This is a genomic window from Serratia sp. CY52157 (assembly GCF_052168495.1).
Taxonomy (GTDB): domain Bacteria; phylum Pseudomonadota; class Gammaproteobacteria; order Enterobacterales; family Enterobacteriaceae; genus Serratia; species Serratia ureilytica.
In genome coordinates this window covers 192,975-208,096 of the sequence record NZ_JBJNMO010000007.1, presented here as the reverse complement: position 1 = coordinate 208,096, position 15,122 = coordinate 192,975, and the positions used below count along the sequence as shown (strand labels likewise).

At 62.4% G+C, this 15,122-nt stretch carries 12 protein-coding genes; 7 read left to right on the top strand and 5 right to left on the bottom strand.

The genetic code is table 11. The features are described from left to right. Positions 1 to 5 precede the first annotated feature (5 nt). The 5 genes from ppx (at position 6) to ACJ8IP_RS20930 (ending at position 7,521) form a co-directional block, all read left to right on the top strand. Positions 6 to 1,556: an exopolyphosphatase gene (gene ppx, locus ACJ8IP_RS20950; RefSeq protein WP_442524509.1), complete on the top strand. Its 1,551-nt coding sequence runs from the start codon at positions 6 to 8 to the stop codon at positions 1,554 to 1,556. A gap of 181 nt (positions 1,557 to 1,737) precedes the next feature. Next, positions 1,738 to 1,920 carry a YfgG family protein gene (locus ACJ8IP_RS20945; protein ID WP_004941600.1) on the top strand — a complete coding sequence of 61 codons (183 nt, stop codon included), beginning with the start codon at positions 1,738 to 1,740 and terminating at the stop codon, positions 1,918 to 1,920. 103 nt (positions 1,921 to 2,023) lie between these two features. Continuing rightward, complete coding sequence (gene mgtE / locus ACJ8IP_RS20940) at positions 2,024 to 3,457, top strand: magnesium transporter (protein WP_015378729.1); 1,434 nt, start codon at positions 2,024 to 2,026, stop codon at positions 3,455 to 3,457. Positions 3,458 to 3,642: 185 nt separating this feature from the next. Then, positions 3,643 to 6,972, top strand: a complete 3,330-nt coding sequence (locus ACJ8IP_RS20935; protein WP_042785187.1) for a diguanylate cyclase — start codon at positions 3,643 to 3,645, stop codon at positions 6,970 to 6,972. Between the two features lie 195 nt (positions 6,973 to 7,167). Beyond that, entirely contained in the window at positions 7,168 to 7,521 is a 354-nt protein-coding gene (locus ACJ8IP_RS20930) for a DNA-binding protein (RefSeq protein ID WP_033644048.1), read from the top strand. 6 nt (positions 7,522 to 7,527) lie between these two features. Here the strand turns inward: ACJ8IP_RS20930 and alkA are convergent, their stop codons facing one another. From alkA to ACJ8IP_RS20915, 3 genes are all read right to left on the bottom strand, one after another. Then, on the bottom strand, positions 7,528 to 9,018 hold the full coding sequence (gene alkA, locus ACJ8IP_RS20925; RefSeq protein WP_164106909.1) for a DNA-3-methyladenine glycosylase 2: 1,491 nt from the start codon (positions 9,016 to 9,018) through the stop codon (positions 7,528 to 7,530). Between the two features lie 161 nt (positions 9,019 to 9,179). After that, positions 9,180 to 10,019 (bottom strand): oxidoreductase, encoded by an 840-nt coding sequence (locus tag ACJ8IP_RS20920; protein ID WP_033651541.1) that lies wholly within the window; start codon positions 10,017 to 10,019, stop codon positions 9,180 to 9,182. A 147-nt stretch (positions 10,020 to 10,166) separates the two neighbouring features. Then, positions 10,167 to 11,177, bottom strand: a complete 1,011-nt coding sequence (locus ACJ8IP_RS20915; RefSeq protein ID WP_197666693.1) for an AraC family transcriptional regulator — start codon at positions 11,175 to 11,177, stop codon at positions 10,167 to 10,169. Positions 11,178 to 11,448: 271 nt separating this feature from the next. Between ACJ8IP_RS20915 and yegD the strand changes: the two genes are divergently transcribed. Next, the gene (yegD, locus tag ACJ8IP_RS20910) at positions 11,449 to 12,801 is read left to right on the top strand and encodes a molecular chaperone (protein ID WP_442524508.1); all 1,353 of its coding nucleotides are present in this window, start codon (positions 11,449 to 11,451) and stop codon (positions 12,799 to 12,801) included. Between the two features lie 51 nt (positions 12,802 to 12,852). Next, complete coding sequence (locus ACJ8IP_RS20905) at positions 12,853 to 13,419, top strand: GNAT family N-acetyltransferase (RefSeq protein ID WP_033644054.1); 567 nt, start codon at positions 12,853 to 12,855, stop codon at positions 13,417 to 13,419. Here ACJ8IP_RS20905 and ACJ8IP_RS20900 read toward each other — a convergent pair. Next, the gene (locus tag ACJ8IP_RS20900) at positions 13,416 to 14,033 is read right to left on the bottom strand and encodes a pyridoxamine 5'-phosphate oxidase family protein (protein WP_033644055.1); all 618 of its coding nucleotides are present in this window, start codon (positions 14,031 to 14,033) and stop codon (positions 13,416 to 13,418) included. The two genes, ACJ8IP_RS20905 and ACJ8IP_RS20900, sit on opposite strands and share 4 nt — an antisense overlap. Positions 14,034 to 14,094: 61 nt before the next feature. After that, positions 14,095 to 15,048 (bottom strand): aldo/keto reductase, encoded by a 954-nt coding sequence (locus tag ACJ8IP_RS20895; protein ID WP_240289951.1) that lies wholly within the window; start codon positions 15,046 to 15,048, stop codon positions 14,095 to 14,097. Positions 15,049 to 15,122 lie beyond the last annotated feature (74 nt).

Below are 15,122 nucleotides of genomic sequence, written 5' to 3'. Positions count from 1 at the left end.
CAACTATGCCGCTAAAAAACACTGCAACGAACAAACCGCAGGAAATCGCCGCCATCGACCTCGGGTCGAACAGTTTCCACATGGTGATCGCCCGCGTCGTCAACGGCGCCTTACAGGTATTGGGCCGTTTAAAACAGCGGGTGCACCTCGCCGACGGATTGGACAGCAACAACGTACTCAGTGAAGAGGCGATAGAACGCGGCCTGGCCTGCCTGGCGCTGTTTGCCGAACGGCTGCAGGGCTTCCCGGCGGATAACGTCACCATCGTCGGGACCCACACCCTGCGCCAGGCGGTGAACGCCGAAGTGTTCCTCAAGCGCGCCGCCAAAGTGATCCCCTACCCGATCGAAATCATCGCCGGCCAGGAAGAAGCGCGCCTGATCTTCATGGGCGTGGAGCACACTCAACCGGAGAAAGGCCGCAAGCTGGTGATCGACATCGGCGGCGGCTCGACCGAGCTGGTGATCGGCGAAGACTTCGAGCCTCTGCTGGCGGAAAGCCGCCGCATGGGCTGTGTCAGCTTCGCCCAGCTGTTCTTCCCCGGCGGCGAGATCAGCAAAAACAACTTCCGCCGCGCGCGGCTGGCGGCGGCGCAGAAGCTGGAAACGCTGGCCTGGCAGTACCGCATTCAGGGCTGGCAGTACGCGCTGGGCGCCTCGGGCACCATCAAGGCCGCCCACGAAGTGCTGGTGGCGATGGGCGAAAAAGACGGTCTGATCACCCTCGAACGCCTGGAAATGCTCGCCGAACAGGTGCTGCAGTTCAAAAGCTTCAGCTCACTGAGCCTGCCGGGGCTGTCGGAAGATCGCCAATCGGTGTTCGTGCCGGGGCTGGCTATTCTGTGCGGCGTGTTCGATGCACTCGCGATCCGCGATCTGCGCCTGTCTGACGGTGCGCTGCGCGAAGGCGTGCTGTATGAAATGGAAGGCCGCTTCCGCCACCAGGACATCCGCAGCCGCACCGCCAAAAGCCTGGCCGATCACTACAACATCGACCGCGAACAGGCCAAGCGGGTGCTGGAAACCACCGAACTGCTCTATTCGCAGTGGATGGCGCAAAACACCAAGCTGGTGCATCCGCAATTGGAAGCCCTGCTGAAATGGGCCGCCATGCTGCACGAAGTGGGGCTGAGCATCAACCACAGCGGCATGCATCGCCATTCGGCCTACATTCTGCAAAACTCCAACCTGCCTGGCTTTAACCAGGAACAGCAGCTGCTGTTGGCGGCGTTGGTGCGTTTCCACCGCAAGGCGATCAAGCTGGAAGAGCTGCCGCGCCTCAACCTGTTCAAAAAGAAACACTACCTGCCGCTGATCCAGCTGCTGCGTCTGAGCACCCTGCTCAACAACCAACGCCAGTCGACCACCACGCCGGAAACGCTGCGCCTGACCGCCGACGACAACCACTGGACGCTGCGCTTCCCGGCCGGCTACCTGGCGCAAAACAACCTGGTGCAGTTGGACTTCGAGCGCGAGCAGGCCTACTGGAACGACGTCGTCGGCTGGAAGCTGCTGATCGACGAAGAAGGTTCGCAAGACGAACAGCGCTCCGCCTGATCCTCCGCCCCCTGCCAGCCAGGGGGTTTTTCTTTCCGCCCCCGCTCCGCCAACCTAAACGAAACCCTAATACGGCGCGCCGCTCGCCGGAAAAAAATGGACAACTTTTGTCATCAGCGCCTAAAATCCGGTTACAAATTCTCGAGCGAATAACACAGGACACCGGCATACCGGGTGATATATGCGCAAGAAAACCACCGGACAGATGACGAAGATAGTGTTGTTTATCAGCTTTATCATTTTAGTCGGCCGACTGCTGTACGCCGCCGTGGTGGCGGTGCCTCATCATCAGGAAAAAAAGCAGGCCGCTGCGCAAAACGCCGCCGAAGTCAGCGCGCCGCAACAGGACGCCTCCTCTGAATAACCGCCGCGCCCCGTCCGTTTCATAAAAATGACTCCGGCACTCGCTATGCTCTATCTTTTAATGAGCCTGCGTCAGGAACGCCGAGCGCCCGTTAAGGAACACCATGTCAGCCGCAACCCATAACGTCAAAAAAGTCGCTGAACACCGCCAGCGCATTCTCACTCTGTTGTTGAACAATAAGGAATTGGTCGACGGCATTCTCGGCCGGCCAGGGGATGAACACGCCCTCAGCCAAAGCGAACTGCTGAACCAAACGGCGGAAATTACCGGCCTGCTTGACGACATGCACGCCGCCGACCTGGCGGACCTGCTGGAAGCGCTGCCGCAGGACGAGCGCATGGCGCTGTGGCGGCTGGTGGGCAACAGCAAGCGCGGCCAGACGCTGGTGGAAGTCGCCGAACCGGTCTGGGACAGCCTGATCGAAGAAATGAGCGATAAAGACCTGCTCAAAGCGATCAAAACGCTGGACGTGGACGAACAGGCCTATCTGGCGCAATACCTGCCGCGTAACCTGATGGGCCGGTTGCTGACCTCGCTGGAGCCGGAGCAGCGCGCTCAGGTGCGCGAGATGAGCCAGTACGCCAAAGACAGCGTCGGCTGGATGATGGATTTCGAACTGGTGACGGTGCGGCCGGACGTCACGCTCGGCGCGGTGCACCGTTTTTTGCGCATGCGCAAAACCATTCCCGACGCCACCGATAAACTGTTCGTCACCGATCGCAAAAACACCCTGCTGGGCGAACTGCCGCTCACCGCGGTGCTGCTGAACGACCCGGAAATCCCGGTACGCGAAGTGATGGACAGCGACCCCGCCACCTTTCAGCCTGAGGACAAGGCCGATGAAGCGGCCGGCGCGTTCGAACGTTATGACCTGATCAGCGCCCCGGTGGTTGACGCCAAAGGCAAACTGATGGGCCGCCTGACCATCGAAGAGATCGTCGACGCCGTCAACGAAGAGAGCGACACCAACCTGCGCCGCATGGGCGGTTTAAGCCCGGAAGAAGACGTGTTCGCCCCGGTCAGCAAAGCGGTCAAAACCCGCTGGGCCTGGCTGGCGATCAACCTCTGCACCGCATTCGTCGCCTCGCGAGTGATCGGCCTGTTCGAGCACACCATTTCCCAGCTGGTAGCGCTGGCGGCGCTGATGCCGATCGTCGCCGGCATCGGCGGCAACACCGGCAACCAGACCATCACCATGATCGTGCGCGCGCTGGCGCTGCACCAGATTGAAGTCGGCAACATCTCGCGCCTGATGCTCAGAGAGCTGGGCGTCGCCATCATCAACGGCGTGGTGTGGGGCGGCATCATGGGCGTGATCACCTGGCTGCTGTACGGCGACGCGGCGATGGGCGGCGTGATGACGTTGGCGATGCTGCTCAACCTGCTGCTGGCGGCGCTGATGGGCGTGGTGATCCCGATGACCATGCTCAAACTGGGCCGCGACCCGGCGGTCGGCTCGAGCGTGCTCATCACCGCGCTGACCGATACCGGCGGCTTCTTCATCTTCCTCGGCCTCGCCACCCTGTTCCTGCTGTAAGACGCTCAAAGCCGGCCCCGCGCCGGCTTTTTCGTCATTCTGTCGCCGGGTTTGCGCTAACGCAGTAAAGTCGGCCCTCCCGGTAGGTTTTCCTCCCGCGCTGTACTACCCTTTTTCAATAAATCATCTTGATTCATCCACGTCATGAATCCAATCACAGGCAGAGGTCATCGGTAAGGATGTCTATGGATATCAGCGCGCCGAACGCGTTCGGCACACACAAAGGCGTTATGCTGACACATTCTCTGTTCGTGGCGCTGGCGACATTTTTGCTCGCCTTGCTGAGCCTGTCGTTATCCAGTGAGGCTCATCACTTCACGCCGCTGTGGTTCCCGACCGCCGCCGCGATCGCCGTGCTGTATCGCCATCCCCCGCGTCATTGGGGTTTACCGCTGCTGGCCAGCGGCACAGGCATCGTGCTCGCCAGCTTTCTGCTGTTCGGCCTCAGCGCCATTCCCGTCAAGCTGGCCGCCATCAACCTGCTGGAAGCGGCAGTCTGCGCTCTGCTGCTGCGCCGCACGCTGCCGGCGATCGATCCGCTGAGCGATCTGGGCTGTTGGCTGCGCTTCGTGGTCTGCGCGGTGATATTTACCCCATTGTTCAGCGCGCTGCTGGCCGCCGGACTGACGCCCACGCCGGACCAAACGTTTTGGCAATCGTTCGGCACCTGGTTCATCTCTGAGGCGATAGGGGTGCTGTCGCTGGCGCCGCTCGGGCTCACCTATCACCGCCGCCTGTTGGCCGGGCTGAATCCGTATCCGCTGCTATTGACCCTGATGGGCTCGCTGGCCTTCAGCTATCTGGCGCTGACACATCTGCCCTTCCCCTTTACCTTCGTCATCCTGCCGCTGCTGTGGGCGGCTATCGCGCTGTCGCGCTTCGAAACCTTCACCGTCTGTTTCTGCACTCTCTTGCTGATCACCGTCCTGCTGTCGCTGGGCCTGCTGCGCCTTCAGTCTTCCCAGCACACTTTCCTGGGCGAACTCGGCCTCTATCTGCCGATGTTGCTGATCCTGATCCCGGCGCACGCCATGGCGATGGTGATGCACACCTTCCGGGTGGAAAAGCAACATATCGTCGAGAGCGAAAGCCGCTTTCGCAGCGCGCTGGAGTATTCCGCCATCGGCATGGCGCTGGTGTCGCCGGAGGGCAAATGGCTGCAGGTTAACCAGGCGCTGTGCAAGCTGCTCGGCTATCCGCCCGAAAGACTTTATCGCCTGACCTTTCAAGAGATCACCCACCCGGACGATCTGAACGCCGACCTGACCCAACTGCACGAACTGCTCGACGGCCATATCAGCAGCTACACCATGGAGAAGCGCTATATCCGCAGCGACGGCCAGACGGTTTGGGCGCTGCTGGCGGTCTCGCTGGTGCGCGACGGCGAAGGCCGGCCGTTGTACTTCATCTCTCAGGTGGAGGACATCAGCGACCTTAAGCGCAGCGAGGCGGAGAACAACCGGTTGGTGGAGCGCATCACGCTGGCCAACCAGGTGGGCGGCGTCGGCATCTGGGAATGGGTGATGAGCCAGGAAAACTTCACCTGGGATCAGCGCATGTTCGAACTCTACGATCTCACCCCCGACCAAACGCCGACGCTGGCGTTGTGGCGCACCCTGCTGGTGCCGGAAGATCGCGAGCGCACCGATCGCGAGCTGGCCGAGATCCTGGCGCAGCCGCGGCCATTCATCATGGAGTTTCGCATCACTACGCGCAGCGGCAAAGTGCGCCATATCCGCGGCCAGGGCAACGTGATCCTCGACGATCAGGGCCGGCCGCTGCGCCTGATCGGCACCAATATCGACATGACCGAGCTCAAGAGCCTCGCCGAGGCGCTGCACGAAGAGAAAGAGCGCCTGCACATCACCCTCGACGCCATCGGCGAAGGGGTGATCTCCACCGACAGCCACCTGCGCATCACCTTTATGAATCCGGTGGCGGAACAGATGTGCGGCTGGCCGCTCGAATTGGCGATCGGCATGCCCGTCGCCGGCGTGGTGCGCCTGACCAACGGCAAAGACGGCCCGGAAATCGAAAACCTCACGCAATACCCACGGCAATGGCCGGCGGATTATGCGCTGGTGCTGCACAGCCGCGACGGGCGTTATTTCGACGTACAGCAGTCGGTCTCACCGCTGAAAACCCTCGACGGGGAAACCATGGGCGCGGTGATGGTGCTGCAGGACGTCACCGCCTCGCGCGAACTGATGAAAAAACTCAGCTACAGCGCCTCGCACGATGCGCTGACCGGATTGCCGAACCGCACCCGCTTCGAGAAACAGCTGAAAGCGGCGATCGTCGCCGGCGGGGAACCGTCATCGCCGCATTCACTGGTGTTCCTCGATCTGGATCGGTTCAAGGCGGTGAACGACACCGCCGGCCATGCGGCGGGCGATGCCCTGCTGCGGGACATCGCCCAGCTGATGCGGCATCAGCTGCGCCATAGCGATTGCCTGGCCCGGCTGGGCGGCGACGAGTTCGGTCTGATCCTGTACGACTGCCGGCTGGAACAGGCCAAATCGCTGGTGCAGCAAGTGGTTAATCAAATCAGCCAGCACCCGTTCTACTGGGAAGGGAAGATTTACCGCGTCGGCGCCAGCGCCGGCATCACGCGCATCAGCGCCGACGCCAAAAGCAGCGAACTGCTGGCGCAGGCCGATATCGCCTGCTACACCGCCAAGCACCAGGGGCGCGGCCAGGTTTATCTGTACGAAACGCGGCAGAAACAGCTGCTGGAGCGGCAGCACGAGGTGCTGAGCCTGCAGGAAGTGCAGACGATCATCAGCGAGGGGCAACTGCGGCTGCTGACTCACGCGGTCGCGCCGCCGGCGACGCCGCTGTCGGCCGCGTTTCACCAGGTGAAGCTGCAGGTGATGGCGCCGGACGACCGCCCGCTGTCGCACGAGGCGTTCATCGCCGCCGCGCAGCTGTACGGCCTGATGCCGGACATCGACCGCTGGACGGCGGCGCAACTGCTGGTGAAATATGCCGACGACATCAAACGCAAAGGGCTGTCGCTCGCGCTGCCGCTGGCCATCGACAGCCTGCTGAGCGCCGACTTCCAGCGCTACCTGACTGAAACGGTGCGCGCTTCCTCGCTGCCGCCGCAGGCGCTGCTGTTCAGCGTCGATGAGGCCGCGATACTGGAGCACGCCGCGCAGTGTCGGGCATTTCTCCGCGAACTGCAGCAGCAGGGCTGCCGGCTGATCGTCAACGGCTTCGGGCATAACATCAATGCGTTCGATGAGCTCAGCGATCAGAGGATCGACATCATTCGCATCGATGAGCGCTTTATCACCAACGTGCACTGCAACCAGATGGACGAGCTGATGGTCTCGATGCTCAACGGCGCGGCGCATCGCATTAAAGCGCAGACCTTCGCCGGACCGGCTCACCAGCCGGTGACGCTGCAGGCGCTGCGCGACATTGGCGTCGATCTGGCGGACGGCGACCAGGTGGCGCTGGAGCAGCCGCTGGCGGTGTTGCTCAGCGACGGCTATTTCGGCATCCGTTAACCCTCTCCCCCCACTCAGGCGCCGTCTCCCGGGCGGCGCCTCGCATCTCGTTCGTTACATGATATTAACCAAGACAAGATTAGTGATATAAATAACACCTGAAGCTTAAACGATTAAGTAAGATGAAATCCCCATGCGAACATCGACGTATCCGTTGATTTTCCTCGACAGGTGATGGCTCAGAGACAAGGGACTATGGAAAAGAAATGGTTTTCCGCCAGGGAACTGATGGGTAAGGCGGGGTTGCCCTCAACCCCGCAAGGGGTCAATTTGATGGCCCGGCGCGAAGGCTGGGTCAGTCGCCGCCGCAGCGGCGTACAGGGCAAAGCGCTGGAATACCATATCGACAGTCTGCCGTTCGGCGCGCGCAGCCTGTCAGCGTTGCGCGAAACCGACCATCCGGATTACGACGTCAAACGTCAGGATCCGGTACGGGTCTGGATCGAGTATTACTATCACCTCACGCCGGCCGAACGGGAAAAGCTGCTGGCGTTCCTGATGCGTGAAGGCATGAGCCGCCTGCTGCAGCTGATCGAGTCTCCCCGCTAGCCGCGTTCAACTCTCCGCTTCCGGCGCCCAGCCGCCGTTGTGCCACAGATGCAGCGTGGCGTAAGAGCGCCACGGGCGCCAGCGCTCGGCGTAGCGTTCAATCTGGCGCGGCGTCATGCCGGGGAAACGCTGTTTGATCAGGTAGTCGCCGGCCAGGAACACGTCCGGCCACGACCAGGCGCGCATCGCGATATAGCTGGCGGTCCAGCTGCCGATGCCCGGCAGCGCGGTCAGCGCCTTGATGCCCTGTTCGATGTCCAGCACGTTGTCGAGCTGCAGCCGCCCTTCCCCCAGCGCGCGGGCGATCTCGATCAGCGCCGCCGCGCGCTTCACTTGCACCCCGAGCGGGCGCAGTTCTTCAGGCTGCAGCTGCGCCACCCGTTCTGCTGTGGGGAAAACGTGGGTGATGCCCTCATGCGGCGTCGCCAGCGCTTCGCCCCAGCGTTCGGCCATCCGCCCGGCGAAGGTCGCCGCCATTTTCACGCTGACCAACTGCCCCAGCACCGCACGCGCCGCCTGCTCGAAACTGTTCACGCAGCCCGGCAGGCGCAGCCCCGGCGCATCGGCCGCCAGCGAGCCCAGCGCCTCATTGATGCGATCCGGCGCGGCGTCCAGATCAAACAGCAGGCGCACCCGGCGCAACACCTCCGTCGTCACCAGACTGAGCGTCGGCGCAATCTCGACCCGAACCCGATTGCTCGCCTCTTCCGGCTGCACGCTGAGCCAGCCGCGGTGTTCCGTGCCGCCCTGGCTGACGGCGATCGAGCGCAGGTAGCGGCGCCCCTCGACCCGCTCCACGCCCTGCACGGCGCGCGCCTGCAAGAAATTCAGCATGCGCGCCCAGTCATAGGGCGGCCGATAGCCCAGGTGAAACACCAACCCGCTGGCGGCGGCCCGTTCACCGCGCGCGCCGCCGCTGCGCAGCGCCGAAGGGATCAGGCGGTAACGCGCCTTGAACAGCTCGTTGAAACGCCGCAGGCTGCCGAAACCGGCGGCGAACGCCACCTCGCTGAGCGGCAGATCGGTGTCCGCCAGCAAGCGCTTGGCCTGCAGCAACCGATGCGACTGCGCGTAGTCGATCGGCGAAGCGCCAAACTGTTCGGCGAAGATGCGCCGCAGATGGCGATCGGAAATGCCCAGCCGCGCCGCCAGCGCTTCGCAGCTGTGTTCGGACAGATACCCTTGCTCGATGAGCTGCACCGCCACCTGGGCATAGCGGTTGCCCAGATCGATCAGCGCCAGGCCGGGCGCCAGTTCCGGTCGGCATTTGAGGCAGGGGCGAAACCCCGCCAGTTCAGCCGCCGCCGCGCTCGGATAAAAGGTGCAGTTTTCCAGCTTCGGCGTGCGGGCGCTGCACACCGGGCGACAATAGATGCCGGTGGAAGAGACGCCGACGAAAAAACGGCCGTCGAATTTGCGGTCACGCGCGCGCAGCGCGTCGTACAACGCTTGCTGTTGAGTATTCATGGCAACGCTCGGGTTCGGTTTTTTCTGCATTATGGGACTCGGCTAGCGCGCTGACGTGCGGAATTCGGACATTAAGTTACGCACCTTCCCACCGTCCAGATTAGCGATTGTCTTTAATGATTATGCGTCTGAACAGTGTTCAGACGCATCATTTTCACCGCCACCGACATAAAGCCCCGCTGCCCGACGACTTATTGCCCCTGGCGCGGTACCCCCAATGCCCGGCGCATCAGCCCATCGAAGGCGCGATCGGACAACAAGCGCCGCAGAAAAATCAGCGGTTTCGCGCCAAACCCCACGGCATAGCGCGTTTTCGGACGATGGGCGGCGACGGCTTTGGCGATCGTATCGGCAATCACGCTCGGCGGCGATTGCCGTTTCTTGCTGGCGTCGCTGACCATGGCGTGGGCGACAGCGTGAGCCTGAGCGGCGTACTCGCTCTGGCCGGAAACGCCGATCAGTTTTTCCGCGGCGATATCCGCCCATTCACTCTGGATGCCGCCGGGTTCGATCACCACGACGTCGATGCCGAAAGGTTGCACCTCCATGCGCAAACAGTCGCTGATGGCCTCCAAGGCGAATTTGGTGCCGTGATACCATCCGCCCAGCGGCGTATGTATTTTCCCGCCCATCGACGTAATATTGATGACGGTGCCGGAGCGCTGCGCTCGCATGTGCGGCAAAATCAGCTGCGTCAGCCGAACCGCACCGAACACATTCACATCAAATTGAGCGCGAGCCTCATCCGCAGAAACGTCTTCAATAGCGCCATAGGAGCCGTAACCGGCGTTATTGACCAACACATCGATACGCCCCGTTTCGGCGATGATGGTCTTTACCGCCTGCGCCATGGAAGCATCGTCGGTGACGTCCAACGGCAAAACGCGAATGCCGGCGGCAGCCAGAGCCTGCATGCGTTCAACCCGGCGGGCGGCCGCATAAACGGTATGCCCGCGCTGCTTTAACGTGACGGCGGTGGCTTCGCCAATACCGGACGAGGCGCCGGTCACCAGGATCACTTTGGACTTCATACTGACTGCTCCTTATTAGGATGATTGCGTTGGCGACTGCCTGCGCAGTCTGTATGTTGTCCACTTTAAGCGACGGGCCCTGCCGCAACCATGTCGAACCGCGCCAATCAACTCGCAGAATGCGCCAACGTGAACAGCGCCTCTCGGCTAATTCAGCCGCATCGCCTGGCGAGCCGCTTCCGGCGTTTGCCCTGTCCATTCGTGAAAGGCGCGGAAGAAAGAGTTCGGCTCTTCAAAACCGAGCAAAAAGGCAATCTCTCCGCTGGTAAGGGTCGAATGCTTAAGATAGTGGCGCGCCAATTTTTCCCGGGTGCCGTTGCTCAGCGAACGAAAACTCTCGCCCTCATCTTCCAGACGCCGCTGCAGCGTCCGGCGGCTCATGCCCAATCTTGCCGCCACCGCGTCGATGCCGGCGGTATTGCTGGGAATCAACTCCAGCAGCACCGCACAAACGCGCTCTCCGGTGGTTGCCGTGGCGTCCAGTTCACTGAGGCGACGACGCAGCTCGGGTTCGAAAACGCGCCACATGCCCTCATTCACAGTCAAAAAGGGACGCAAGGCATCTGCGGAGGAGAAAGTAATGCCCGGCCCTGCCCCAGGCGTTACCGCGCAGCCGAAGAAGGCTGCCAAGGGGCGTGAAAGGGCTGCAGGCGGCAGTTCAGGCAAGGTGATACGGCGCGCTTTTACCTGTTCGCGCGTGGCAAGCTGCGCCAGCCGAACATAAAATGCCAGCTCAGCCACCAGCAAAGACGCCGGTACTGCCTCCTCCGCCAACAGCCAGCGGGGTAAAATCGTCATTTCGCCTTCAGGGCCGATGGCGAGCTCCAGGCTCATCGGCGCCGTAAGTTGCTTGTATTTCGCTAACCGCTGGACAGCTTGCGCCAGATTGGCGCTGCACAGGGCGGCGAATATCGGAGGGTCAAACGATTCCGTTGACATCAGCGCAACGATTTTCAACGGAAACAACGGGTCGCCCGTTCCTTCCTCCATCGCGCGCCAGAAGCGGAAATATTCTTCCGTAGTGATCCCTTCAGCGGTGCGTGACAACAGATCTTCAGGCAATGCAGCCCGGCGTAAAACATCCGTCGGCTGGAGCCCCAGATCTTTCAGCAGGGTTCTCCAGCCGATATTCATGAGAAAGGTCGAGTTGCGCGTCATGAAATCCTCATCACAGAGTCATAGGGAAAGGCATTCCCCGCTCGGAATACCTGTTGAGTATAAAGAAATGGCGTGCGTCTTGATGGGCGAAGCACGCCATTTTCATAGCCGACTGTGCCATTGCTGCGGCTTGAGCGTTATCCGCACTGAGAAAGTTCGCGCACGCCGCCGCGCCCGCTAAATTTTTCGACACTCGCGCATTGGCGCATTGCCCGCCGGCCCCGTCTCGGGTAAAGTCGCCCCCCTTCATTGGCATGGGGACAAAAAAGAGATGTTTATTGGATTCGATTACGGGACAGCCAACTGTTCCGTTGCAGTGATGCGCGACCACGGCCCCGAGCTGTTGACGCTGGAAAACAACGCGCCCTATCTGCCTTCGATGCTGTGCGCGCCGACCCGCGAAGCGGTGAGCGAATGCCTGCACCGCCATTGGCAGATCCCGACCGGCAGCGAAGAAAACCAGCAGCTGCTGCGCCGCGCCATCAGTTACAACCGCGAAGAAGACATTCCGGTCAACGGCGACAGCGTGCTGTTCGGCCTGCAGGCGCTGGCGCACTATATGGAAGATCCGGAAGAGGTGTACTTCGTGCGCTCGCCGAAGTCCTTCCTCGGCGCCAACGGCCTGAAACCACAGCAGATCGCGCTGTTCGAAGACCTGGTGTGCGCCATGATGTTCCACATCAAACGCCAGGCGGAAAATGTGCTGCAAACCGGCATCGATCAGGCGGTGATCGGCCGGCCGATCAACTTCCAGGGCATCGGCGGCGACGAAGCCAACCGGCAGGCGCAGGGCATTCTGCAACGCGCCGCCGAACGCGCCGGTTTCAAGGACATTGAGTTCCAGTTCGAGCCGGTGGCGGCGGGGCTGGACTTCGAAGCGACGCTGAGCGAAGAGCAAACCGTGCTGGTAGTGGACATCGGTGGCGGCACCACCGACTGCTCGGTGCTGCTGATGGGGCCGCAGTGGCGCAACCGCGCCGATCGCCAGCAGAGCCTGCTGGGCCACAGCGGCTGCCGGGTCGGCGGTAACGATCTGGACATCATGCTGGCCTTCAAGCAGCTGATGCCGCTGTTCGGCCTGGGCGGCAAAACCGCCAAAGGCATCGCCCTGCCGGCGCTGCCTTACTGGAACGCGGTGGCGACCAACGATGTGCCGGCGCAAAACGATTTCTACAGCGCCGCCAACGGCCGCGTGCTGCGCGATCTGATCCTCGACGCGGCGGAGCCGGAAAAGGTCAAGCGCCTGCTGAAAGTGTACCAGCAGCGCCTGAGCTACCGATTGGTGCGGGCGGCCGAAGAGAGTAAGATCGCCCTGTCCGGCCAAACGGCCATCAGCGCGCCGCTCAATTTCGTGCAGGCCGATCTGGCGGAGAACATCAGCCAGGATCAGCTCGCCGACGCCATCTCGCAGCCGTTGATGCGCATTCAGGAGCAGGTCAGCGCCGCGCTGGCCAGCAGCCAGACCGCGCCGCAGGTGATCTACCTGACCGGCGGCAGCGCGCGTTCGCCGCTGCTGCGCGCCGCGCTGCAACAGCAGCTGCCGGGCATTCCGATCGTCGGCGGCAACGACTTCGGCTCGGTCACCGCCGGGCTGGCGCGCTGGGCGCAAACGCTGTTCCGTTGACAGCCCAAGGGCGCGGCTCGCCGCGCCCTTGTTCATTGGAGGCTATGCATCATGTCGACCATCCTTACCCTCGACAGCGCCAGGCTACGGCTGCGCCCCTGGCGCGACGACGACCTGCCGGCCTTCGCCGCGCTCAACGCCGATCCGCAGGTCATGCGCTATTTCCCGGCGACGATGACGGCCGAGGAAAGCCGCGCGCAGGCCGAACGCATCCGCGCCTTCCTGCAACAGCACGGCTGGGGGCTGTGGGCGGTGGAAGTGAAAAGCGGCGCGCCTTTTATCGGTTTTGTCGGGCTGGCGCGGCCGGGCGACGATCTGCCTTGCTCCCCCTGCGTGGAGATCGGCTGGCGGCTGGCGGCGGCCCACTGGGGCAACGGCTACGCCGCTGAGGCGGCGCGCGCCGCGCTGGCGTGCGCCTTCGACACGCTGCATTTGCCGGAAGTGGTGGCCTTCACCGCCGAAGATAACCAGCCGTCGCGCCGGGTGATGACGCGCATCGGTATGCGCTTCGACGGCGAAACCTTCCTGCACCCGCGTCTGCCGGCGGGCCATCCGCTGCAAAAGCACGTCTTGTACCGGCTGAATCGACAAACGTGGCGCGAACGCCACGGCGATTAATACAGCGTATCCTTCAGCCGCTGCGGCAGCGCGCTGTCGTACTCCTCACCGTCGAAGCGCGTTTGGCTCACCGCGGCCAAAATATGGCCGGGGCTGGGCAGCACCGAACGCTCGAGGCGGCTGGCCTCTTCCCATAACCCCGAACGCAAGATCGCCCGGCTGCACTGGAAGAACACCGCCTCCACCCGAATGCGCAGCACCGAACGCGGCAGCTGGTTGCGGTGGGCGAAGCGCTGCAACACCGCCGGCGCCACCACGATCTCCGCCCGCCCGTTAATCCGCAGCGTTTCGCCGATGCCGGGGATCAGCAGCAGCAGCGCCACCCGGTTGTCGTGCAGGATATTGCGCAGGCTGTCGATGCGGTTATTGCCGCGCCGATCCGGCAACAGCAGGGTTTTCTCGTCTTCGATATGAATGAAACCGGCCGGATCGCCGCGCGGCGAGACGTCCATGCCGTCCGGCCCCACCGTCGAGAGGGCGGCGAACGGCGCCGCCTCGATAAACGGACGGTACGCCGGGTGGATGTAGCTGACTTCTTTAAAAACCGAGGGCGCGGCAGGCTTGCCGTACAGCTGTTCCAGCGCCGCGAGGTCGTTGATGATATCGCCAGACATTGCAGTTTCCTGAATGAGTCATATTGACTCCTTCAGCATAGAGCAAAATCGCCGGCGGCTCTTACTCGGCGCTGGCGTGGTTCAGCGTCTGAATGTCGTCCGCATCCAGCGTCAGACGCGTGGCGCTGACCAACTCATCCAGCTGCGACAACGAGGTGGCGCTGACGATCGGCGCGGTGATGCTCGGGCGCGCGATCAGCCAGGCCAGCGAGACCTGCGCCGCAGAGACGCCGTGTTTGCCCGCCACCTGATCCAGCGCCGCCAGGATGCGGAAACCGCGCGGGTTCAGGTAGCGTTCGACGATGCGATCGCCGCGCTGACTTTTGCCCTCATCTGCTTTGCTGCGGTATTTGCCGGTCAGAAAGCCGCTGGCCAGCGCGAAGAAGTTGATCACCCCGAGGCCATGGCGCTGCGCCACCCCCTCCAGCTCGGCTTCATACCCTTCGCGCGCATACAGATTGTATTCCGGCTGCAGGGTTTCGTAGCGCGCCAATCCGTTGCTCTCGCTCACCCGCAGCGCTTCTTCCAGGCGATCCGCCTGATAGTTGGAGGCGCCGATCGCCCGCACCTTGCCGGCCTTAATCAACGCATCGAACGCCGCCAGCGTCTCTTCCAACGGCGTATCGCGGTCATCGTCATGCGACTGATAAAGATCGATATAATCGGTTTGCAGGCGCCGCAGCGAATCTTCCACCGCCTGCTGAATATAGCGCGGCGACAGACCCTGTTTGCCTTCGCCCATCGGTTTGCCCACCTTGGTGGCGATGATCACCTTGTCGCGCTTGCCGCTCTTCTTCAGCCATTCGCCGATGACGGTTTCCGATTCGCCGCCCCGGTTGCCCGGCGCCCAGCTGGAATAAACGTCGGCGGTATCGATAAAGTTGAGCTGATTGTCCACCAGCGCATCCAGCAGGCTGAACGAGGTCGCTTGATCCGCCGTCCAACCGAACACATTGCCGCCAAAGGTCAACGCCGGCACCTGAATGCCTGAGCGGCCCAATTCTCTGTTGCTCATCACCTGCTCCTGTGGGAAAAGATTCGCGGGTTAATTATTAGCGCCAACCAGGATAGAACGCTAAAACGGATTGG